The 24246-nt window shown below is 73.9% G+C and carries 6 protein-coding genes; 2 read left to right on the top strand and 4 right to left on the bottom strand.

Annotation, left to right across the window (positions count from 1 at the left end; genetic code table 11):
- Positions 1-74: 74 nt before the first annotated feature.
- A complete protein-coding gene (locus P8T65_RS06070; protein WP_316724346.1) occupies positions 75-797 on the bottom strand; it encodes a BTAD domain-containing putative transcriptional regulator in 723 nt (240 codons plus the stop codon).
- A gap of 255 nt (positions 798-1052) precedes the next feature.
- Between P8T65_RS06070 and P8T65_RS47200 the strand changes: the two genes are divergently transcribed.
- Entirely contained in the window at positions 1053-1661 is a 609-nt protein-coding gene (locus P8T65_RS47200) for a hypothetical protein (RefSeq protein WP_399102990.1), read from the top strand.
- Here P8T65_RS47200 and P8T65_RS06060 read toward each other — a convergent pair.
- The 3 genes from P8T65_RS06060 to P8T65_RS06050 all read right to left on the bottom strand — a co-directional run bounded on the left by P8T65_RS06060 (position 1633) and on the right by P8T65_RS06050 (position 6554).
- The gene (locus P8T65_RS06060) at positions 1633-4407 is read right to left on the bottom strand and encodes an AAA family ATPase (protein ID WP_316724345.1); all 2775 of its coding nucleotides are present in this window, start codon (positions 4405-4407) and stop codon (positions 1633-1635) included. The two genes, P8T65_RS47200 and P8T65_RS06060, sit on opposite strands and share 29 nt — an antisense overlap.
- Positions 4408-4491: 84 nt before the next feature.
- Complete coding sequence (locus P8T65_RS06055; RefSeq protein ID WP_399098424.1) at positions 4492-5595, bottom strand: arylcarboxylate reductase; 1104 nt, start codon at positions 5593-5595, stop codon at positions 4492-4494.
- Positions 5592-6554, bottom strand: coding sequence for an ACP S-malonyltransferase (locus tag P8T65_RS06050; RefSeq protein ID WP_316724344.1), 963 nt, complete (start codon positions 6552-6554; stop codon positions 5592-5594). Before P8T65_RS06050 ends, P8T65_RS06055 begins: the two co-directional genes overlap by 4 nt.
- Positions 6555-6817: 263 nt before the next feature.
- Here P8T65_RS06050 and P8T65_RS06045 point away from each other — a divergent pair, with 263 nt between their 5' ends.
- Positions 6818-24244: a type I polyketide synthase gene (locus tag P8T65_RS06045; RefSeq protein ID WP_316724343.1), complete on the top strand. Its 17427-nt coding sequence runs from the start codon at positions 6818-6820 to the stop codon at positions 24242-24244.
- Positions 24245-24246 lie beyond the last annotated feature (2 nt).

The following is a 24246-nucleotide window of genomic DNA, read 5'->3' as shown; positions in this document are numbered from 1 at the left end:
GTTCCGCAGGACGCGGCGCTCAGGCGCCGTCGATGCGCCGCCGACCGCGGGGGGCGGCGCGGCGTGCCGGCCGCTCACACGAGGCCGGCATGCGCCAACGCGGGATCCTGCGCCAGGATCTCCGCGTGCCGGCGCTGGAGCAGTTCCCCGGGCCTGATGCCCAGTTCCTCGTCGAGACGCTGCCGGGCCAGCCGGAACTGCTCCAGGGCGTCGCTCTGGCGCCCGACCTGGTACAACGCCAGCATGAGCAGATCACAGAAATGCTCCCGCAACGGGAACTGGGCCACCAGCCGGTGCAGTTCGGCGATCGCCCGAGCGTGGTCTCCGAGCATGATGCGAGCCCGCACCTGATCCGCCAGGGCGGAGAGACGTCTCTCCTCGAACAGCCGGGCGGCGCTGCGGCAGCGCAGCCCGTCGCCCGCGTCCAGCAGGGCCGGACCACGCCACAGGAGCAGCGCGGAGTCCAGCAGACGAAGTGCCCGTTCGGGGGCGTCGGCCAGCGTCGTCGCGGCCTGGGACGCCAGGTCGAGAAACCGATGCCCGTCGATGTGCTCGCGCGGGACGTCCAGGACGTAGCCGTTGGGTACGGAGCGCAGCACGGTGGTCCCCGAGCCGCACCGCCCGCCCTCGCCCTTCAGCACCCTGCGTACCCGGGTGGCATGTGCCTGCATGGCGTTGCGGGGATTGCGGACGGTGTCGCCCGACCAGAGTTCGTCCGCCAGATCAGTATGGGAAACCGCCTGGCCCGCTTCCAGGGCGAGGACGGCGAGCATGGTCCGGACTTTGCTGGATCCCACGCCGTGCGGATGACCGTCCGTGAACACGGATATCGGACCGAGAAGATGGATAGCCACAACGTCCCCTCGCGTGCTGGTACGTGATTTCATCGGCGATGGCCGACCATGCATCCCTCTCGCGACTACTGACCCGCAGTCAGCGAGTCATTCACAGCCGCTCCATCGTCGCAGGGCGCTCGGACCAAGGTCATCGGTCGACCGGACCGATTCGAATCTGCACGGAAGAATGAGGGAGCAGGCGTGTGTCGACTCTTCATGGAGGGATGCGCCCCCATCTCAACAGAAGATGTAGACGGACGCGTTCCGCTTGGAGGGCTTCGGCGAGCAGGCGGGTACCGAGCGCCGCCACCCCTACGTCCTCGCCGAGCTGCACCCGCCAGGACGACGAGGCATTCCAAGCGGTGGCCGGCCGAACTGAAGCTGGAGAGTGCGGAGTTCAGCGAGTTGTGGGAGCGGCGGGACATCGAGGAGGCCGGGCAGATCCGCAAGGAGATGAACCACCCGGTGCTCGGGCTGCTGTGCTTCGAGTCCGGCGTGTTGCGGCTGTCGGCGCGGCCGGACCTGTCGATCGTGCTGCACACGCCGCTTCAGGAGGCGGACACCGCGGGCAAGCTGGAGTGGCCGGCGTTGCCGGAGGGGCGGCGCGGGGCGATGTACCCCGTCGCGGGGCAGCGGCGGTGCCGCTTCGTCGGCGCGTGGCGTGATCGACGGCAACCACAGCCGTGCCCACCACCTGCCCTCTCAGCGCCTGGCGCCGTGGTGAGCCGGCGCGACCGGCGCCAGGGGCTCCGCGAGACTCGGCGGCGCCCGTCATGGGGAGTGTGGCGCGGTTCGCTCAGATGGATCCGACGGTCAGGGTTTTGAACTCTCTGGGGAGATCTGCGCGCCTGGTGACGTTGAGCTTGCGGTAGACGCGGGTCAGATGCTGTTCCACCGTGCTGATGGTGACGCACAGTTGGTCGGCGATCTCACGGTTGGAGTTGCCCAGGGCGGCCAGGGACGCCACCCGTCGCTCCGCCGCGCTGAGGGGATCGCGTGGAACGGTGCCCGGGTCGGGCGGTGTCTCCTCCCTGCCGCGCGGCGCCAGAGAGGGCTGCAGATGTTCGGCGCCGCACACATCGGCCAGGTGCAGCGCCTGGTACAGCGCTCGCCTTGCCTGTTCCGCCTCACCGATCGCGCGCTGCGCGGAACTCAACGCGGCCAGTGCCCGGGCCAGTTCGAGCCTGTCCCCGGTGAGCCGCAGGACACTGACTGCTTCCAGCAGCAGGCTCGCCCGGCGCCGCGGTTCGGCTATCTCGGCGAGCAGGCACATGGCGACGCCGCGGCTGCGGGATTTGGCGCTGCCGGGGCGGGCCAGCTCCGCGTCCGCGAGTCGGCGGACCTGGTCCCGCTGCCCGAGGCGCAGATGCGCGGCCGCCGCGCCGCTGCGCCAGGGCAGGAAGGACGGCAGATCCATGTCCCAGGCGCGGGCCTGGTCGCCGCAGCGCAGAAAGTCGTCCAGGGCCGCGTGCACCCGGCCCGCGGCCAGATGGTGATGGCCCCGGGCGTAGAGATACTGCAGGCCGTACCGTGACTCGGAGATCGCCTCCGGTACCGAGTGCCGCAGGTACTCCTCGGCGACGTCGTCCGCCCCCATGGCGGTCGCGGCCAGGACGAGCGTGCTCAGCGGCGCACCGACGGCGACTCCCCAACTGCGGGGCGAGAGATGGGTCATGGCGGAGCGGGCGAGGGTGCAGGCCTCGTTCAGATCGCCCTGTCGCAGGGCCAGTTCGGCGCGGATCGCGGTGAGCTTCGCCTGCCAGGTGGGTGCCTGCCGGGCGGTGGCCTTCTGCAGGAGCTTGGCCGACCAGACGGAGGCCTGGCCGAGCCGGTCCGCGTAGACGAGCGAGAGCAGCGCGGACTCCAGCGCGTACAGACTGCTGTCGTCCAGGGGACAGGAGCGCAGCACTTGTTCGGCGCTCCAGGCGCTGGACTCGTCGCCGCCGTTGCGCAGTGTCGAGCCGAGGACGGTCTCGGCGAGCAGGACGGGTCTGGCGGCCGCGGGTTCCCTGCTGTCGCGGATGCCCGGGCCGTCCTCGGCGGCGGGGAGGAGAGGCACCATCGTGGGGTAGCGGTTCCGCAGCCACTCCCTGTTTTCCGTGAACAGGCCCTGGGGGCCCGGGACCTTCGGGCCCAGCGCGCGGATCACCTCGGCGGCCTCGTCGAAGCGCCCGTGCCACAGCAGGGCACGGGAGAGCGGCACGGCCAGCTGGGCGGGCAGGACGCCCGTCAGCAGCGCTTCGGACAGCGGCCCCAGACGAGGCATCACCATGGAGGGGTTGAGCTGCCACTCCAGCCGCGCGAGCATCATCGTCGTGAGCGCCTGCTCGCGTGCGTCGTCGGAGCCGGAGAGCGCCAGTTCCAGGCACTCCAGGGCGAAGCCGACATCGCCGCTTCGGCGCGCCTGCTCGGAGGCGTCCATCAGCACGGGGACTGCCCAGCAGGGTGGCACGTGTCGCGCGGCGACAAGATGCCGGGCGACCGTGGGAGTCGGAAGTCCCTCATGGTGGAGTAACTCCGCGATGTCGACTCGCTGTTGGGAGAGAACGCCCCAGGGTATGTCGTCCAGGACGGCCGACCGTGCCGCCGGATGACGGAAACGGTTGCCGTCGACGAGCCCAGCGGCCTCCATGTGCCGCAGCGCGTTCGCCACCGAGGACGGACCGAGCTGGAGCAGGCGGCCTATGCGGTCGGGGGAGGAGCAGGAGTCCAGCAACGCCATCGTGCGGGCCACGCCGAGGATGTCCGGCTCCCGGCCGTGCAGACAGGCGAGCACCGCTTGCGCGAACTCCTCTCCCGCGGGCGGGACTTCGGACCCGGCGTCGCCGTCACCGGCACCGTCCACCCGGTCGCGGTGGTCCCTCAGCAGGGCGTGGACGAGCAAGGGGTTGCCGCCGCTCAGGGAGTGGTAGGCGGGGCCGAGGGCCTGTGCCTCCTCCGTGCCCAGGGCCGTCTTCGTGAGCTCGGTCGTGCCCTCCGGGGACAGGGGAGCCAACCGGACACGCCGGTAGAAGGGATGGCGGAGCAGTTCGGTGCTCAACAGCGGGGGACAGTGGCGGGCACTGTCCGGGCGGCTGAACACCAGCATCACAGGGGCGGATCTGGTGTGCGGGAGCAGTTGGAGCAGACAGCTCAGGGAAGCGGAGTCGGTGTGTTGAACGTCGTCGACGCAGAGCAGCAGGCCGCCCGCCCCGGCCGCGTGCAGCAGCGCGCGGCACAGGCCGCGGGCGACATGGGCCTGCAGGGCGGCCGACTCATGACGGGCGGGCGGCTCGGAGGCGAAGCTGTTCTCCAGGACGGTCATCCGCGTACGCAGCGGGGCGGGCAGCGGAATGTCCCGGACGAGTTGATGGACGATACCGAACGGGACGTCGCGCTCCTCTTCTCGACCGACGGCTCGCAGGACCTCGGAACCGGTCGCGGACGCCTCCTCGGCAAAGGCATAGAGCAACTCGGACTTGCCGATGCCTACGGAGCCGCTGACGAGGACGACGTGTCCATTGCCGCGACGGCTGGCCGCGAGGAATTCGTGTAACGTGAACAGTTCGTCTTTGCGGTCGATCAGTATCATGCGTGTACTCTTTGCAGTACGTCGGAACTCTATTCGTAAACCGGTGAGTAAATGTCCGGAGGCCTGAACTTTCTTTGCGGAGTCTTAGTAGAGCCCCTCGGGAGCCGACGAAGTGGTCTGTAGCGGAGTCACATTCGCGACCCCGTCGGACGGCCATCTCGAGCCGGTGTCGTAACGCAGCGCCTGGTCGCGTTCGAGGATGTTGGGAAGGAACAGGTCTTCGTGCAGCACGGTCAGTCGAACCTGTCCTACGGTGCCGTATTCCACCGCCGTTGACCAGTCCTCTTTGCGTACGACATTCATTGTCACCTGCGGGTAATTCGGAACATAGGGCATGAGTTCGGCGTTCTGCTCGACGGGCAGGCCCGCCGCGTTGCCGAAAGTGTTGCCGTAGCTGCGACCGCAGATGCCGTCGTCCATCGCGGCCTCGAAGCCGCGGTACATGTCCGGGCTCAACTGCGTGCCGCTCAGCCGCACCCCCCGCAGCGGTGCGACCAGGTCGGGATGGCGGCGCACCAGCGCCTGGAAGAGCGCGGGGGTGGTGTTGAGGTAGTCGATCCGGCCGTGGGTGAGCACGTCGGCGACCTGCTCCAGCAGGTGGGTGGTGTACTCGGCCGCGTCCGCCAGTCGGCCGGCCCGGATGAGTCGCTTGACCCAGCGCGGGTCCATGTCGACGGCGTACACCTGCCCGGCGTACAGATCCGACACCTCCCACACGCCGTTGCCGATCAGATGCGGTCCCGTGGGGGTCGCCTGGAGCCAGGTCCGCCCCTGGGCGAACCCCTCGGTGACGAAGGACCAGCGGCGCCACGCTCCGCGGTGCAGCAGCATGGCGGGCGTGTAGAAGACCCGGCAGGGTGTGCCGGTGGTGCCGCCGGTGTCCCAGACGCGGCCGCTCAGCGGGCGCGGTACGTCGAGCGGCACGAGGTCCGTCGGGTCCTGGGAGCGCAGGATGTCCACCGGAAACGGACCGAACGCCGTGAGCTGCTCATAGCGGGTGATGTCCCGTGCGTCGAAGTCGAGTCGGGCGGCGCGCCGCAGCCAGTACGGGCTGCCGGTCTCCGGGTGGAAGTGCCGCCCCACCACCTTCCGTGTCCACGCGTCGAGGTCGGTTTCGAGCCAGTCCTCGATCAGCGTGTCGCACTCCGTGCCCCGCACGGCGGGCGACACGTCGGCCGGCGCGCTCACCGGGCCCGCGCCGGCGAAAGGTCTATGCCGAACTCGTACACACTCGTCAGCACCTGCTGGATGTGCTCCGGCTTGTCGACGTGCACCACCGGGAACGGGAACCTGAGAATGCCGTCCGGGATCGAGCCGCCCATGATGAGGCCGAGGCGCACGCCCTGGTCCTTCATCTCGTCGCAGACGTCCACCAGGCTGATCGGGTCCGTGGGGTTCCGGTCGAACAGATCCCGTACGTCCTCCGCCGTGGTCAGGGTCTTGCGCTCCAGGCAGGAGACCAGCGGCAGTTCGGGCGCCTTGAACGGCATCGCGTCGATGTGCGGTGCCATGAACTCGCGGCAGTGACCGCGCAGCGGCGAGTGCACGGCGATCGGCCGGTCCGGCAAGGGGGCGACGGTGCCCGGCGGAAGGTCGGCCGCCAGCGCGTCCAGTGCCTTCCGCTCGCCCGACAGCATCAGGATCCGCATGGCCCCGTCGGCCGTCGGCCCGAAGTCCCCGGACAGATGCACCCCGGCCCGGCCCTCGCCCCGGTACGCCGCCGCCAGGGCGCTCTCGGCCGGTGCGAACGCCAGCGCGAGGCCCTGCTCCGGCTCCTCGGCGGACAGTTCGGGTGTGTGACGGGCGTGCGCCAGCATCTCGAAGAGTTCCCGCCGCCCGATCGAGCCCGCCAGACAGCTCGCCGTCATGGCGCCGAGGCTCAGTCCGCCCAGCACCGCCGGGCTGAGCCCCTGCTCCGCCAGCACGTCGTGGATGCCGAGGGCGAGTGCCGTCTCACGGATCGTCCCGGCGCTCTGCCGCTCCTCCTGGGGCTCCGGCAGCTCCCCCTCGAGGATCTGGCCCACCGTGAGACCTGTCCATTGCGAGACCTGCTCGTACAGGTCCCACATCACGGGATGGGCCTCGTACATCTCCAGACCATGCACTTCCGTGCCGACTCCGCCGCCGAACAGAAAGCCCAATGTCATGGCCGACTCCCGCGTATCTCGAACAAGAAAAGACGTGAACAGGACATGATGCACTCGGTGTGCCAACTGCGCGACAAGGCCGCCGAGACCACTGATGCGCAGCTACCGTACCCATCGCCCGGCCCCGCGAAAAGAGTCATCTGACTCTGTTTCGAGCCACTGTCTGATGTCGCGGGCCGCGCTATCGAAACGCTATGCGGGACTGTCAGAGTTCTTCCGTGGCCCGAGTAATTCCTCTTGCCCGGATGGCCGGGAAGCCGGAAATGGAAGAAATGCCAAACAAGGACGACGGGGATCCCCGCACGCCGATTGCGGTCGTCGGATACTCCTGCCGACTGCCCGGCGCGCCCGACCCGGAGACGTTCTGGCGGCTGCTCGCGACGGGCCGGCACGCCATCACCGAGGCGCCGTCCGACCGCTGGGACGCCGACGCGATCATGTCGGCCGGGGCGGCACCGGACGCCGAACGCGTGCGGTGGGGCGGCTTCCTCGACCGGGCCGACCTCTTCGACGCCTCCTTCTTCGGGATCTCCCCGCGCGAGGCCACCGCCATGGACCCCCAGCAGCGCCTGGTGCTGGAACTCGGCTGGGAGGCCCTGGAACACGCCGGCATCGTCCCCGGCACCCTGGCCGACAGCCCGACCGCCGTCCTTGTCGGCGCCGCCACCGACGACTACGCGACCCTGCGCGCCCGCCTGGGCGCCGCCGGCATCACCCGCCACACGGCCGTCGGCACCCAGCGCACCATGATCGCCAACCGGCTCTCCCACGCCCTCGACCTGCGGGGGCCGAGCCAGACCGTCGACAGCGGCCAGTCCTCTTCCCTGGTCGCCGTCCAACTGGCCTGCGAGAGCCTGCGCGCCGGCGACTGCACGGCCGCCCTGGCCGGCGGCGTCAACCTCAACCTCGCCCTGGACGGCGCGCTCGTCGCCGCCGGCTCCGGCGCCCTCTCGCCGGACGGGCGATGCCACACCTTCGACGAACGCGCCAACGGCTATGTACGCGGCGAGGGCGGAGCCCTGGTCGTCCTCAAGACCCTCGACCGGGCCATGGCCGACGACGACCGCATCCGCTGCCTGATCCTCGGCGGCGCCGTGAACAACGCCGGCAGCGCCTCCTCAGGGCTGACCGTCCCCGACGAGAGCGCCCAGCGCGAGGTGATCCGGCTCGCCCACCGGCGCGCCGGGACCCGCCCCGACCAGGTGCAGTACGTCGAACTGCACGGCACCGGAACGAAGGCAGGCGACCCCGTCGAGGCCGCGGCACTCGGTGCGGCACTCGGCACCGCGAGGACACCCGGCAGGCCCCTGGCCGTCGGCTCCGCCAAGACCAACGTGGGCCATCTGGAGGCCGCCGCCGGTGTCGTGGGCCTGCTCAAGGTCATCCTGTCCATCGAGTACCAGGCCCTGCCACCCAGCCTGAACTTCACCGCCCCGCCGCCCTCGGTGCCCCTGGACCGCCTCAATCTGACGGTCCAGCGAGAACTCGCGCCCTGGCCCCACGACGACCTGCCGAGGACCGCGGGAGTGAGCTCGTTCGGCATGGGCGGCACCAACTGCCATCTGGTGCTGTCGGACTGGCGCGGCCGGGGCACTCCCGCGGCCCCCGACCCGTCGTACGCCCCGCTGCCCGCCCCCGTCGCCCTCTCCGGCCGCGACGAGCCCGCCCTGCGCGCCCAGGCGGCACGCCTGCTCGGCCATCTCGCCGACCGCCCCGAACTCGGGACCGGCGAGATCGCGTACTCCTGCGCCACGACCCGTACCCACTTCGCGCGGCGCGCGGTCGCCCTCGCCACCGATCGCGACGACCTCCTCGCGTCGATCACGGCCCTGGCCGAAGGCCGCCCCGCGCCGCGCCTGGTGGAGGGCACCGCACGCGAGGGCGGCCTCGCGTTCCTCTTCACCGGGCAGGGCAGTCAGCGGCCCGGCATGGGCGCGGCGCTGCACGCCACCTTCCCCGTCTTCGCGGACGCCTTCGACGCGGCGTGCGAGGAGATGGACCGCCACCTCGACCGGCCACTGCGGGACCTGGTCCTCGACAGCGGCGGCACCCCTGACGCGGCCCTGCTCGACCGGACCGGCTACACCCAGCCGGCGCTCTTCGCCTTCGAGACCGCGCTCCACCGGCTGCTCGAACACTGGGGTCTGACGCCGGACGCCGTACTGGGCCACTCCGTCGGCGAACTGGTCGCGGCACACGCGGCCGGCGTACTGGACCTGCCGGACGCCTGCTCGCTCGTCGCGGCCCGAGGCCGTCTGATGGACGAACTGCCGGGTGGCGGCGCCATGGTGTCGGTCCAGGCGTCCGAGGAGGAACTCGGCCCCGACCTGGCCGAGTTCGCAGGCCGGGTCGCCGTGGCCGCGCTCAACGGACCGGCCTCGACCGTGCTCTCCGGCGACGAGAGTGCCGTGCTGCGCCTCGCCGGACGCTGGCGCGACCGCGGCCGCAGGACCAGACGACTGCGGGTGAGTCACGCCTTCCACTCACCGCACATGGACGGCATGCTCGACGAGTTCCGCCAGGTCGCCGAGAGTCTCACCTACCGCACACCGCACCTCCCCGTGGTCTCCAACCTGACCGGCCGGACCGCCACCGAGGACGAACTCCGCTCTCCCGACCACTGGGTCCGCCACGCCCGCGACGCTGTCCGCTTCCTCGACGGGGTCAGGACCCTGCACTCCCGCGGTATCGTCCTCCACCTGGAGATCGGGCCGGACGCGGTGCTCTCCACCATGGCCCGCGACTGCGCGCCCGACGGCGCCGACCAGCTCTTCGTCCCCGCCGTGCGGAGGGACCGCGACGAAGGGTCCGCGCTTTTCTCGGCGCTCGCGGAACTCCACGTGGGCGGCGCCACCGGGACCCTGAACCAGCTCTTCGCCTGCTCCCGAGCACGCCGCGTCGCCCTGCCCACCTACGCCTTCCAACGGCAGCGCTACTGGCTCGGCTCCCCCGGCACATCGTTCCCGCAGGGCCCGGCCGCCCCGGAACTCCCGTCGCCGGAACCCGAGACGGCCTCCCCGACCGACCCCGGCGACCGCCGACCCGCACCGGCGGAGCTGGTGCGCGCACACGTGGCCCACGTCCTCGGCCACGGCTCGCCCGACGCCGTGCCGATCGGTACCACCTTCAAGGAACTCGGTTTCAGCTCCCTCATGGGCGTCGAACTGAGCGACCTCCTCGGCAGATCGACGGGCACACGCCAGCCCAGCACCCTGATCTACGACCACCCGACACCCGAGGCCCTGATCCGGCACCTCGGGAACGCGCCGGACGGCGACACCCCGGCCCCGGAGGCCCTCACCCAGGCGGGTGTGGGGGAGCCGGTGGCGGTGGTGGGGATGGCGTGTCGGTTGCCGGGTGGGGTGGTGTCGCCTGCGGGGTTGTGGGAGTTGGTTGCTGAGGGTCGGGACGGTGTGTCGGGGTTTCCGGTGGACCGGGGTTGGGATGTGGAGGGGTTGTTCGATCCGGATCCGGATCGGCCGGGGACGTCTTATACGCGGCATGGCGGGTTTTTGCATGATGCGGCGGAGTTCGATGCGGAGTTCTTCGGGATCTCGCCGCGTGAGGCGTTGGCGATGGATCCGCAGCAGCGGTTGTTGCTGGAGTCGTCGTGGGAGGCGGTGGAGGCGGCGGGTATCGATCCGCACGCGTTGCGCGGCAGCCGCACCGGAGTCTTCGCCGGAATCATGTACCACGACTACGGACCCGCACTGCACATACCCGCCGGAGGCGTGGACGGCCAGCGGCTGACCGGCGGTGCCGGCAGCGTTCTGTCGGGTCGGGTGGCGTTTTCGTTGGGGCTTGAGGGTCCTGCGGTGACGGTGGACACGGCGTGTTCGTCGTCGTTGGTGGCGGTGCATCTGGCGGTGTCGGCGTTGCGGGCGGGGGAGTGTTCGCTGGCGTTGGCGGGTGGGGTGACGGTGATGTCGTCGCCGGGGACGTTCGTGGAGTTTTCGCGGCAGCGTGGGTTGTCGGTGGATGGGCGGTGTCGGTCGTTCGCGGCGTCGGCGGGTGGGACGGGGTGGGCGGAGGGGGTGGGGCTGCTGGTTCTGGAGCGGTTGTCGGATGCGCGTCGCCATGGGCATCGGGTGTTGGCGGTGGTGCGGGGGAGCGCTGTCAATCAGGACGGTGCGAGTAATGGGTTGACGGCGCCGAGTGGGCGTGCGCAGGAGCGGGTGATCCGGGCGGCGTTGTCGTCGGCGGGTGTGAGTGCTGCCGATGTGGATGTGGTGGAGGCGCATGGTACGGGGACGCGGTTGGGTGATCCGATCGAGGCGCAGGCGTTGCTGGCGACGTACGGGCGGGAGCGGTCGGCTGATCGGCCGTTGTGGCTGGGGTCGTTGAAGTCGAACATCGGGCATGCGCAGGCGGCTGCGGGTGTGGCTGGTGTGATCAAGATGGTGATGGCGCTTCAACGGCGTGCGTTGCCGAAGACGTTGCATGTGGATGAGCCGACGCCGTTGGTGGACTGGGCTTCGGGCGGGGTCGAGTTGTTGACGGAGCAGCGGGAGTGGGAGGCGGTCGAGGGGCGTCCGCGCCGGGCGGGAGTGTCCTCGTTCGGGATCAGCGGGACCAATGCCCACCTCGTGCTGGAGGAAGCGCCTCCCGCTCCGGAACCGGAAACGACCCCCGAGCCGTCGCCGGAGACCCACCCCGACACCTCCCCGGTGCCCCTGGTGCTCTCCGGCCGTACCCCGGACGCGCTGCGCGACCAGGCACGTCGCCTGCTGCCCCTGCTTCGGGACACCGCCGGGCCCGCCGCCCGCGACCTCGCCTTCTCCTTGCTGACGTCCCGTTCGCTGTTCGACCACCGTGCCGTGGTCGGCGGGGACCGGCGGGCATGGGAGGAAGGGCTCGCGGCACTGGCCGAGGGCACGCCCGGCGCGGATGTGGCGCACGGCGAGGCCTCCGCCACCGGGCCGGTCGTGTTCGTCTTCCCCGGTCAGGGTTCGCAGTGGGTCGGCATGGCGGGGGAGTTGCTGGCGGAGTCGCCGGTGTTCGCGGCTCGGATGGAGGAGTGCGAGCGGGCTCTGGCGCCGTTCGTGGACTGGTCGTTGCTGGACGCCGTGCGCTCGGGGCAGGCGTGGGACCGGGTCGATGTGGTCCAACCCGCTCTCTTCGCGGTGATGGTGTCGCTGGCGGAGGTGTGGCGGTCGTTCGGTGTGGTGCCGGACGCGGTCGTGGGTCACAGCCAGGGTGAGATCGCCGCCGCCGTAGTGGCGGGCGCGCTGTCCCTGGAGGACGGGGCCAAGGTCGTGGCCCTGCGCAGCCGGGCGCTGGGTGTGCTGGCCGGACGCGGCGGCATGGTCTCCGTGGCCCTCGGGCACGACCGCCTGGCCGAGCTGCTGACCGACCGCCCTGGACTGTCGATCGCCGCCGTCAACGCCCCCTCCGCCGGGGTGGTCTCCGGCGACCCCGACGCCCTGGCCGCGTTGCTCGCGCACTGCGAGGCCCAGGGCGTACGGGCCCGGCGCATCGACGTCGACTACGCCTCGCACTCCGCCCACGTGGAGGAGATACGCGAGACGCTTCTGCAGGCCCTGACCGGACTGCGGCCGACGGCCGCCCACGTGCCGCTGTACTCCACCGTGGAGGGCGGCTGGCTGGACACCGCTCGGATGGACGCCGACTACTGGTACCGCAACCTGCGGGCCACCGTCGGCTTCGCACCCGCCGTCCGCACCCTCGCCGAGTCCGGGTACACGGGGTTCATCGAGGTCAGCCCGCACCCCGTGCTCACCATGGGCATCGAGGAGACCGTCCACGAGGCGGGCTGCGAGGCCGTCGTGCTCGGTACGCTCCGGCGCGACGAGGGCGGGCTGCGGCGCCTGCACCACGCGCTCGGCGAAGCCTTCGTACGCGGGCTCCCGGTCGACTGGAAGCCGGCCCTCGCCGGCACCGGTGCCCGCCTCGTGGACCTGCCCACCTATCCGTTCCAGCGCCGCCGCTACTGGCTGGAGGCCCCGCGGGCTTCGGACTCCGCCGCCCCGGCCGACGACGGACTGTGGCGGGAGATCGAGTCCCAGGACTCCGCGGCCCTCGCCGACACCCTGGGGGTCGACCCCGGGGCGGTGGGCGAGGTAGTGCCCGCCCTGTCCACGTGGCGCTCCGAACGGATACGAGGGCGGCGCGCCGACGGTTGGCGTCACCGTGTGGGGTGGCGTCCGCTGACGCTCGCGCCGAGGGCGTCGCTGTCCGGGCGGTGGCTCGTCGTGCTTCCGGCGGCCGACAGCGGTGCCGATGTGCTGGCCGCGCTGACGGCGGCCGGGGCCGTACCGGTCCCCGTCGTCGTCTCCGCCCCCGACCAGGACCGGGAATCCCTCGCGACCTCCCTGCGTGCCGCGTCGGGCGCGGAGCCCGTGGCCGGCGTGTTCTCGTTGCTGGCCGAGGAGACGCGCCCGCACCCCGCCCATCCCGACGTGCCCGCCGGGCTGTCCCTGACCCTCGCCCTCGTCCTGGCGCTCGGCGACACCGGGACGGACGCCCCGCTGTGGTGCGCGACCCGGGCCCTGGCGGCCGTGGGCGGCGGCGAGCGGCCGGGAGCGAGTGCGCAGGCCGCGGTCGCCGGACTGGGCCGGACCGTCGCCCTGGAACGGCCCGACGCCTGGGGCGGCCTCGTCGACCTGCCCACCGTGCTGGACGAGCGGGCCGCGGACCGGCTGGGCGCGGTCCTCGCCGGCGTCACCGACGAGGACCAGGTCGCCGTGCGCTCCTCCGGCGTGTACGGCCGCCGCCTGCTCCCGGTCGGTCCCGGCCGTCCGGCCGAGGCCCGCCACAGCCCGAGCGGCACCGTCCTCATCACCGGCGGCACCGGCGGGATCGGGGCCCAGGTCGCCCGCGAACTCGCCGAGCGGGGAGCGGCCCACCTGCTGCTGCTCAGCCGCCGCGGACCCGACGCCCCCGGCGCGGACGAACTGCGCGCCGAACTCACCGCGCTCGGCGCGCGGGTGACCGTCGCCGCCTGCGACGTCGCCGACCGCGCGCAGCTGACGGCGGTCGTCGCCGCGATCCCCGAGGAGCAGCCGCTCACCACGGTCGTGCACGCCGCCGGGGTCCTCGACGACGGCACCCTCGACGCCCTCGACCCGGCCCGTCTCGCCACCCTGATGCGCGTCAAGGTCACCGCCGCCCGCACGCTGCACGAGGTCACCGACGGCATCGGCCTCGCCGACTTCGTCGTGTTCTCCTCCTTCATGGGCGTCCTCGGCAGCGCCGGCCAGGGCAACTACGCCGCCGCCAACGCCGCGCTCGACGCCCTGGTCGCCGAACGCCGGGCCGCCGGGCTGCCGGGCACGTCCGTCGCCTGGGGCGCCTGGGCCGGCGGCGGCATGGTCGACGACCGGATCGCCGACCGCCTCCGCCGCCTCGGCATCACCCCCATGGAGCCCCGGGCGGCCGTCCGGGCCATGACCGCCGCCCTCACGGACCACGACGAACTCTGCGTCGTCGCCGACGTGGACTGGCAGCGCTTCCGCGAGGCCGCCGGACTGCGCGCCACGGCGCTGCTGAGCAGCCTGCCCGGAGCCGCCGGCGCGCGGACCCCGGCACAGGCCGGACCCGCCGAGCAGGACGGGCAGGACGGGCAGGTGCGCGGGCAGCTCGCCGCGCTCCCCGCCGCCGAACGGTCCCGCCACATCACCGACCTCGTGCGCACCCACGCCGCGACGGTGCTGCGCCACGGCGCGGCCACCGACATCGCCCCCGGCCGGGCCTTCGCCGAACTCGGCTTCGACTCCCTCACCGCCGTGGAACTGCGCAACCGGCTCGGCACGGCCACCGGACTGCGTCTGCCCACCACCCTGCTCTTCGACCACCCGACACCGCAGGCACTCGCCGCCCATCTCCTCGCCGAACTCGGCCCGTCGGGCCCAGGGACCGAGGAGGCCGACGCGGCCCTCCCCGGGGGGACGGTCGCCGTGGACGACGACCCGATCGCGATCATCGGCATCGGCTGCCGCTTCCCCGGCGCCGCCCACGGTCCGGACGCCTTCTGGCAGCTGCTCACCGAAGGACGGGACGTCATCGCCGACTGGCCCGCGGACCGGGGCTGGGACGCCGACAGGCTCTACGACCCCGACCCGGACCGGCCCGGCACCACCTACAGCCGACGCGGCGGATTCCTCCACGACGCCGGCGGCTTCGACGCCGCCTTCTTCGGGATCTCGCCCCGCGAGGCCCTGGCCATGGACCCGCAGCAGAGGCTGCTCCTGGAGACCTGCTGGGAGACCGTCGAACACGCCGGTATCGACCCCACCGCACTGCGCGGCCGCCCGGTCGGCGTGTTCGTCGGCACCAACGGCCAGGACTACCCCGGCGTCCTCGACGGCGCGCCCGGCGTCTCCGAGGGCCACGTCATGACGGGCAACACCGCCAGTGTGATGTCGGGCCGGATCTCGTACGAACTGGGCCTCGACGGGCCCGCGCTGACCGTGGACACCGCGTGTTCCTCCTCGCTGGTGACCCTGCACCTGGCGGCCCAGGCCCTGCGCCGGTGCGAGTGCGCGCAGGCCCTCGCCGGGGGTGTCACCCTCATGACCACGCCCAAGCTGTTCGTCGAGTTCAGCCGCCAGCGCGGACTCGCCCCGGACGGCCGCTGCAAGGCGTTCGCGGCCGGCGCCGACGGCACGGGCTGGGCCGAGGGCGTCGGCATGCTCCTCCTGGAACGCCTCTCGGACGCCCGCCGCCACGGCCACCGGGTGCTCGCGGTGCTCAGCGGCACCGCCGTCAACCAGGACGGCGCCAGCAACGGCCTGACCGCGCCCAGCGGACCGGCGCAGCAGCGCGTCATCCGGGCCGCGCTCGCCGATGCCCGGGTCACGGCCGCGGAGATCGACGCCGTGGAGGCGCACGGCACCGGCACCCGGCTCGGCGACCCCATCGAGGCCCAGGCCCTCCAGGCCGTGTACGGGGCCGGACGGACCAGCGACGAGCCGCTGTGGCTGGGGTCGGTCAAGTCCAACATCGGCCACACCCAGGCCGCCGCCGGCGTCGCCGGCGTCATCAAGATGGTGCTCGCCATCGGCCACGGCGAACTGCCCCGGACCCTGCACGCCGACGAGCCCAGCACCCACATCGACTGGGACACGGCGGGCCTACGGCTCCTCGGCGAGCCCACCCCGTGGCCCCGGACCGGGCGCCCGCGTCGCGCCGGCGTCTCCTCGTTCGGCATCAGTGGAACCAACGCACACGTGATCGTGGAACAGGCACCCGACGCGGACGATGCGGAGGGCACGGGCGAGGCGGACGGCACGCCCGCAGAGACCGCGACCGGCGGCGTGGGGCGGACCCGCCCCTCCCCGGCCCGGACGCTGCCGCTGCTCCTGTCCGCCCGGACGCCCGCCGCGCTGCGCGCCCAGGCCGCCCGACTGCTCGCCCACCTCGACACGAACCCCGGCACGCCGCTGCCCGACGTGGCCCTGGCGCTCGTACGCGGACGGGCCGCGCTGGAGCACCGGGCCGCCGTGCCCGGGGACGACGAGACGGCCGCGCGTCGCGTGCTGGGCGCCCTGGCCGTCGGGACGTCCGACCCGGACCTGGTCACCGGCCAGGCGGCACCCGGGCGTACCGTGCTGCTCTTCCCCGGTCAGGGAAGCCAGCGGGCCGCCGCCGGAGCCGCGCTGTACCGCGACGAGCCGGTGTTCGCCGACGCGCTGGACGACGTGCTCGCCCACTTCGCCCCCCACCTCGACCTGCCGCTGCGCGACATCCTGTTCGCCGCCGAGGGCGACGAGCGGGCCCCGCTGCTGGACCGCACCCGGTACACCCAGCCCGCGCTGTTCGCGCTGGAGGTGGCGCTGTTCCGGCTGCTGGACCACTGGGGCGTCGTCCCGGACCTGCTCATCGGCCACTCGGTCGGCGAGCTCGCCGCCGCGCACGTCGCCGGAGTGCTGGACCTGCCCGACGCCTGCGCCCTGGTCGCCGCCCGCGGCCGTCTGATGGACGAACTGCCCGGCGGCGGCGCCATGGTGGCGGTCGAGGCCGGTGAGGACGAAGTGCTCCGGGTGCTCGGCGACCTCGGCCTCCTCGCAGAGACCGCAGACGGCACGGTCGGCATCGCGGCCGTCAACGGACCGGCGGCCACCGTCATCAGCGGTGACGAGGACGCCGTCCTGCGCGCGGCCGAGGAGTTCCGCCGCCAGGGCCGCCGGACCCGGCGGCTCACCGTGAGCCACGCGTTCCACTCCGCCCGGATGGACGACATGCTCGACGCCTTCCGCGAGGTGGCCGAGGGCCTCACGTACGCCGAGCCCCGCATCCCCGTGATCTCCAACCTGACCGGTGAGCTCGCCCCCGCCTCCGAGTTGTGCTCCCCGGAGTACTGGGTGCGGCACGTGCGCGGCGCGGTGCGGTTCATGGACGGCGTGCGGCGTCTGGTGGCCGAGGGCGCGACGACGTTCCTGGAGGCCGGGCCGGGGGGAGTGCTCTCCGCCCTGGTGCCGGCCTGTCTGCCGGAGGACGGGCCCGGGGAGCCCGGCGTGACGGCGATCCCGTTGCTGCCCAAGGGCCGGCCGGAGGCGGCCTCGGTCGTCGCGGCCCTCGCCCGCCTGCACGTCCGTGCGGTCGCCGTCGACTGGACCGCGGGGCACGAGGGCACCGCCGCCCCGCATGTCGACCTGCCCACCTACCCGTTCCAGCACGAGCGGTTCTGGCCGCGCCCGGCCGCCGGGAAGGACGCGGACCGCGCCACCATGGGCTCGGACCCCTTCTGGGACCTGGTCGGCACGGTCGACGTGCCGTCGGTCGCCTCGCTGCTGGGACTCGACGAGCGGGCGCCGCTCGGTGACGTACTGCCCGCGCTGTCCGCCTGGCGCGCGCGTCGGGACCAGGAGTCGGCCGCCGCCCGGCACCACTACCGCGTCGACTGGCAGCCGCTCGCCCTGCCTGCCCGCATCCGGTTGTCCGGCTCGTGGCTCCTCGCGGTGCCGGACGACCCCGCGGTCACGGAGACGGCCGCGGCCGTCGAGCGAGCCCTCGCGGAGCACGGCGCCGAGACGACCGTCGTGCGGATCGCCGTCGGCGCCGGACGCGCGGAACTGGCCGAACGGCTCCCCGCCGGGCTCACCGGTGTGCTCTCCCTGCTGGCCCTGACCGACCTCCCGCACCCGGACGACGCGCCGCTCGGGGCGGGGCTCGCCCTCACCCTGACCCTTCTCCAGGCCCTCGGCGACACCGGCAGCCCCGCCCGGCTGTGGTGCGTCACGTCCGGCGCGGTCGGGGCGGGCCAGGACACGCCGCCGTCGCCCGCCCAGGCCCGCGTGTGGGGACTCGGCAGGGTCGCCGCCCTGGAACACCCCGACCGCTGGGGCGGCCTGGTCGACCTCCCCGAACGGCTCGACCCCGCCGCCCTGCGCGGGCTGTGCGCGTGCCTGGGGGGCGTGGACGGCGTCGACGCCGGTCATGGCGACGGTACGACGGACGGGCTCGCCGGTGAGGACCAGATCGCGGTACGCCCGTCCGGCCTGCTCGGCCGACGGCTGGTAGCCGCCCCGGAGGGCCTCCCGGCCGCCGGCGGCCGGGTCATCCCCGGCGACGATGCCGCCGCCACCGGCGACGATGCCGCCGCCACCGGCGACGATGCCGCCGCCACCGGCGACGATGTCACCCCCGACCGCCAGGTCACCCCCGGCGCCGTACCAGCCCCCACCGGCGCCGTAGCGGCCCCCACCGGCTGGCGCCCCCAGGGAACCGTTCTGGTCACCGGCGGCACGGGCGGTATCGGCCGGCACGTCGCCCGCTGGCTGGCCCGGGAAGGGGCCGAGCACCTCGTGCTGGCCGGTCGGCAGGGAACGGCCGCCCCCGGCGCGGCGGCGCTCGTCGCCGAGCTGGAGCAGACGGGAGCCCGGGTCACCGTGGCCGCCTGCGACCTCGCCGACCGGGACGCGACGGCCGCGCTCGTCGAGCGGCTCCGGGCGGCCGGGGACACACCGCGCGCGGTCTTCCACGCCGCAGGCACCGTCTCCGACACCCCCACCGAGCAGTGCACCCCCGCACGACTGCACGCCGAACTGGCCGCCAAGGCCGACGGAGCCGACCACCTCGACGCACTCCTCGCCGACGAACCGCTCGACGCCTTCGTGCTGTTCTCCTCCATCGCGGGCACCTGGGGCAGCGGCGGCCAGGCCGCGTACGCCGCCGCCAACGCGCACCTGGACGCCCTCGCCGCCCGGCGCAGGGCCCACGGGCGCACCGCGCTCTCCGTCGCGTGGGGGCCCTGGGAGGGCACCGGCATGGCCGAGGGCGACGCCGGCGCCGGACTGCGCCGGCACGGCCTCGTCGGCCTGCGGCCCGAAACGGCGCTGACCGCACTCCGCCAGGCGCTGGACACGGGGCACACCGAGGTCGTCGTCGCCGATGTGGACTGGCGGCGGTTCGTCCCCGTCTTCACCTCCGGACGCCCCAGCAGGCTCTTGGGCGCACTGCCCGAGACCGCCGGGGCGCCCGGGGCCGCAGAACCCTTCGAGGGCGGGCCCGCGGCCGGCACCGCCCTGCCCGAGGACCACGCCGGCGGGTGGCGCGACCGGCTCACGGCCCTCCCCGAGGCGGAGGGCGACCGGCTCCTCGTCGAACTGATCACCACCGAGGCGGCCGCGATCCTCGGCCACACGTCGGCCGGGCGGGTCGACCCCGAACGCCCGCTGCGCGACATCGGCTTCGACTCCATCACGGCCGTCGAACTGCGCAACCGGCTCGTCGCCGCCACCGGGTTCCGCCTGCCGGTCACCGGCCTCTTCGACCACCCCACGGCGACCGGCCTCGCCCGGCACATCCGTGAGGGCCTCACGGGCGCCGCACGGCCCGCCGACGGCCCGGACACCACCGCACCCCCGGCCCCGCACGCCACCGATCCCGCCGACGACCCGCTCGCCGTGGTCGCGATGGCCTGCCGCTTCCCCGCGGGCGTGCGCGCCCCGGAGGACCTGTGGCGGCTGGTGGCCGACGAGGTGGACGCCATCGGCGCCTTCCCCACCGACCGGGGCTGGGACCTGGACTCCCTGTACGACCCCGACCCGGACCGGCCGGGCACCTTCTACAGCTCCGGCGGCGGATTCCTCGACGGGGCGGGCGACTTCGACGCCGGCTTCTTCGGGATCTCGCCCCGTGAGGCGCTGGCCATGGACCCGCAGCAGCGGCTCCTCCTGGAGACCTCCTGGGAGGTCCTGGAACGTGCCGGGATCGACCCGCTGTCGGTCCGCGGCAGCCGCGGCGGCGTCTTCGTCGGCGTGGCCTCCCAGGGCTACGGCACCGGGCCGGGCACGTCGTCCGACGGCGTCGAAGGGCATCTGCTGAGCGGCAACGTCACCAGCGTGGCGTCAGGCCGGATCGCGTACACGCTCGGCATCGAGGGCCCGGCCGTCACCCTCGACACGGCCTGCTCCTCCTCACTGGTCGCCCTGCACCTCGCCGGTCAGGCGCTGCGCGCCGGTGACTGCTCCTTCGCGCTCGTCGGCGGCGCCGCCGTGATGGCCGCCCCGGACGTGTTCGTGGAGTTCAGCAAGCAGGGCGGTCTCTCGCCCGACGGCCACTGCCGCTCGTTCGCCGACGGCGCCGACGGCACCGGCTGGGGCGAGGGCGCCGGCATGATCCTCGTCGAGCGGCTGTCCGACGCCCGGCGTCTCGGGCACCCCGTGCTCGCCCTGGTCCGCGGTACGGCGGTCAACCAGGACGGCGCCAGCAACGGCCTCACCGCCCCGAGCGGCCTCGCCCAGCAGCGGGTGATCCGCGAGGCGCTCGCCCACGCCCGCCTCACCACCGCCGACGTCGACATGGTCGAGGCGCACGGCACCGGCACCGTCCTCGGCGACCCCGTCGAGGCCCAGGCACTGCTGGCCACCTACGGCCAGGGCCGCCCGGCGGACCGGCCGCTCTGGCTGGGCTCGCTGAAGTCCAACCTCGGCCACACCCAGGCCGCGGCGGGCGTCGCGGGACTGATGAAGACCGTCCTGGCCATGGGGCATGCGACGCTGCCCAGGACCCTGCACGCCGACGACCCCACCTCCCGGGTCGACTGGTCCGGCGGAGCCGTCCGGCTCCTCGACCGGGCCCGCCCCTGGACGGCCCCGGGCCGCCCCCGGCGCGCCGGAGTCTCGGCGTTCGGCATGAGCGGCACCAACGCCCATGTGGTCCTGGAGGAGGCGCCCCCGGAGCCCGCCGCCCCGGAGCCGCCCACCGCCGCTCAGGGCACCGGTGCCCGGCCCGACGACCACGCGTCGCCCGCGCTGCCCTGGCTCCTGTCCGCCCGCTCGCAGCCGGCCCTGCGCGAACAGGCCGCGCGGCTGCACGCCCACCTCACCGAACGGCCCGAACTGCGGCCGGCCGACGTCGCCCACGCGTTGGCGACCACCAGGTCCGCCCTCCCGCACCGGGCCGTCGTCGTCGGCACCGGCCGCCGTGAACTGCTGGACGCGCTGGCCGCCCTCGCGGACCGGTCGGCCGCGTCCGGGGCCGTCGAGGGACAGGCCCGCAGCGGCGGCCGTACCGTCTTCGTCTTTCCCGGTCAGGGTTCGCAGTGGGCGGGGATGGGGTCGGCTCTGCTGGATGCGGCTCCGGTCTTCGCGGAGCGGGTGGCGCAGTGCGAGCGGGCGCTGTCTCCGTACGTTGACTGGTCGTTGACCGGTGTGCTGCGCGGCGAGCCGGGTGCGCCGTCGCTGGACCGGGTGGATGTGGTGCAGCCCGCGTTGTGGGCGGTGATGGTGTCGCTGGCCGCGCTGTGGCGGTCCTGCGGTGTGGAGCCGTCGGCGGTGGTCGGGCACAGCCAGGGGGAGATCGCGGCCGCCGTGGTGGCGGGGGCGTTGTCCCTGGAGGACGGGGCCAAGGTCGTCGCCCTGCGCAGCCGGGCCCTCGTGGCGCTGGCCGGGGCCGGCGGCATGGTGTCCCTCGCCGTCTCCGAGGACCGGGCCCGCGCCCTCCTGGCACCCCACGGCGACCAGGTCTGCGTGGCCGCCGTGAACGGCCCCGACGCGGTGGTGGTGGCCGGCCGGCCGGATGCGCTCACGGACCTCCTCGCGGCCTGCGAGAGGGACGGCGTACGGGCCCGGCGCATCCCCGTCGACTACGCGGCCCACTCGGACCAGGTGGCCCGGGTCCGCGACGACCTGCTCGCCGCGCTGGCCGACGTGACGCCCCGCACGGGCGGGACCCCGCTGTACTCCACGGTCACCGGTGAACCCCTCGACGGATCGCTGCTGACGGCGGACTACTGGTACCGGAACCTGCGTGAACCCGTCGAGTTCGCGCGTGCCACCGAACGGCTGCTGGACGCCGGCTTCGACCTCTTCGTCGAGACGAGCCCGCACCCCGTGCTCACCGCCGGAGTCGAGGGAACCGCCGAGCGGGCGGGCCGGACCGTCACCACCGTCGGGACGCTGCGGCGCGACGACGGCGACCCCGCGCGGTTCCTCGCCTCGCTCGCCGAGGCCTGGACCACCGGAGCCCCGGTGGACTGGCCGGACGTCGTGGCCGAGGCCGCGCCCGGCGCCCGACCCGTCCCCCTGCCCACCTACGCCTTCCAGCGCACCCGGTTCTGGCTGCCCACCCCTGGCCGCACCGCTCCGCCGGCCGGCGCGGCCGACGGCGGCGCCGCACAGGACCGCTTCTGGGCGGCCGTGGACAGCGGCGACCCGGCCGGGCTGGCCGCCGCCCTCGGCGCGGACGCCGACGCCACACCGGAGGGCTTCGCCCCGGCGCTGCGCGAGGTGCTGCCGGTGCTGTCCGGCTGGCGTCGCGCCCGGCTCGACCGGGACGCCGTACGGTCCTTCGGCTATCGCGTCCGCTGGCAGCCGGTGGCCGACCCGCCCGCCGCGCCGCTCGACGGCGACTGGCTTCTCGTCGTACCGAAGCAGCACACCGACGACCCACTCGTCGGCGCGTGCCAGGTCGCGCTGCGGCTCGGCGGCGCGCGGGCCCGTACCGTCACCGTCGACGCGGGCGACGCGGCCCGGACCGCGCAGGACGTCGCCGACGCCGTCGCGGACGCGGCCCGGCCGGTCTCCGGCGTGCTGTCCCTGCTGGCCCTGGACGAGCGCGCGACGGCGGAAGGGGCCCCGGTGCTCGCCGGAACCGCTGCCACCCTCGAACTGCTCAAGGCCCTGGACACCCTGGGGATCGACGCCCCGCTGTGGTGCGTGACCGGCGGCGCGGTCGCCGTCCACCCCGACGAGCGGCTCACCCGTCCGGGCGGGGCCCAGCTGTGGGGACTCGGCCGGGTCGTCGGCCTGGAACAGCCGGGGCGCTGGGGCGGCATCGCCGACCTGCCGCCGAGCCCCGGCCCCGACGAGGCGCGCCGCCTCGCCGCCTTCCTCGCGGGCGGCCACGAGGAGGACCACCTCGCCGTACGGCCCACCGGCGCTCACGCGCGGCGACTCGTCCACGCCCCGGCCCCCGACGCCTCGACGGGCCGCGACTGGACGCCGGCCGGAGGCACCGCCCTGATCACCGGCGACACCGGGGTGCTGGGCGCGGACATCGCCCGCTGGCTGGCCGGTCGTGGCGCCCGGCATGTCGTCCTGGCCGGGGACCGGAGCGCGGACCAGGTGGCCGTGGCCGCCCTGCGCGACGAACTCGCCGAACTGGGCGCCGAGTTGACCGTTCCCGACGATGGGGACCCCTTGGCCGGCCCGCCCGGCGGGGCACCCCTGACCGTCGCCGTCCACCTCGCCCGCGCCCATGACCCCGGCGCCTCGCTCGCCGAACTCACCCCCGAGGATCTGGAGGGCGCCCTGCGTTCCGCTCTCGGCCCGGTGGCCGACCTCGACGTGCTGCTCGACGGCCACCCGGCACCGGACTCCGTCGCCCTCGCCGTGCTGTTCCCGCTGAGCGGTGTCTGGGGGGCCGCCCGGCGGGGCGCCGCCACCAGCGCGTACGCCGCCCTCGAAGCGCTGGCCCGCGACCGCCGCGACCGGGGCAGCCGCTGCGTCACCCTCGCCCTCGGCGGCCAGGAACCCGCGCCCGCCGGATCCGACGCGGTGGAGCGCCCCCTGGATGCGGACACGGTCCTCGCCGCCCTGCAGCAGTCGCTGGACCACAACGAACCCGCCGCGATCCTCGCCGACGTCCGCTGGGATCGCGTCGTGGCCGCGGTGCCCGACCCCCGCGCGCTGCGGCTGCTCAGCGAACTGCCCGAGGCGGCCTCCGCCCCGGGCGACGCCACGCGGGACGACGAGGACGACGCGGCCGCCGAACTCGCCCGCCGGCTCGAACCGTTGGACGAACCCGCGCGACGCCGGCTGCTGCTCGACCTGGTGTGCGACCACGCGGCCGCGGTCCTCGGCCACACCGGCCGCCAGGCCGTCCCGGCCGACCAGGCGTTCTCCGCCGTCGGGTTCGACTCGATGCTCGCCGTGTCCTTCCGCAACCGGCTGCGCACGGCGACCGGCGTCCCCATCGCCGCGACGGTGGTGTTCGACCATCCCACCCCCACCGCCCTCGCCGACCACCTGTACGACGGGTTGTGCGCCCGTCCCGGACCGGCCGTTCCCGCGCTCGCCGAACTCCGGGCGCTGGAGGCGGCCCTGACCTCCGCCGACCCCCGCGCCCAGGGCGCCGACGAGCTCGGCGCGCGCCTGCAGGACCTCGTACGGACCTGGGCCCGGCGCACGGCGCCCGACACCGGCCCGGCGGACACCGACGCGATCGGTTCGGCCAGCGCCGACGAACTGTTCGACCTGCTCGACAACAACTTCGGAATGGCCTGAGG

Origin of the sequence: Streptomyces sp. 11x1, from assembly GCF_032598905.1 — a bacterium.
Lineage (GTDB): Bacteria > Actinomycetota > Actinomycetes > Streptomycetales > Streptomycetaceae > Streptomyces.
This window is presented reverse-complemented; position numbering and strand designations above follow the sequence as displayed.

Excerpts from the sequence above, each read along its gene's own strand:
- P8T65_RS47200 (WP_399102990.1), top strand. The coding sequence starts at position 1,053 with ATGGAGGGATGCGCCCCCATCTCAACAGAAGATGTAGACGGACGCGTT.
- P8T65_RS06060 (WP_316724345.1), bottom strand. The coding sequence starts at position 4,407 with ATGATACTGATCGACCGCAAAGACGAACTGTTCACGTTACACGAATTC.
- P8T65_RS06050 (WP_316724344.1), bottom strand. The coding sequence starts at position 6,554 with ATGACATTGGGCTTTCTGTTCGGCGGCGGAGTCGGCACGGAAGTGCAT.
- P8T65_RS06045 (WP_316724343.1), top strand. The coding sequence starts at position 6,818 with ATGGAAGAAATGCCAAACAAGGACGACGGGGATCCCCGCACGCCGATT.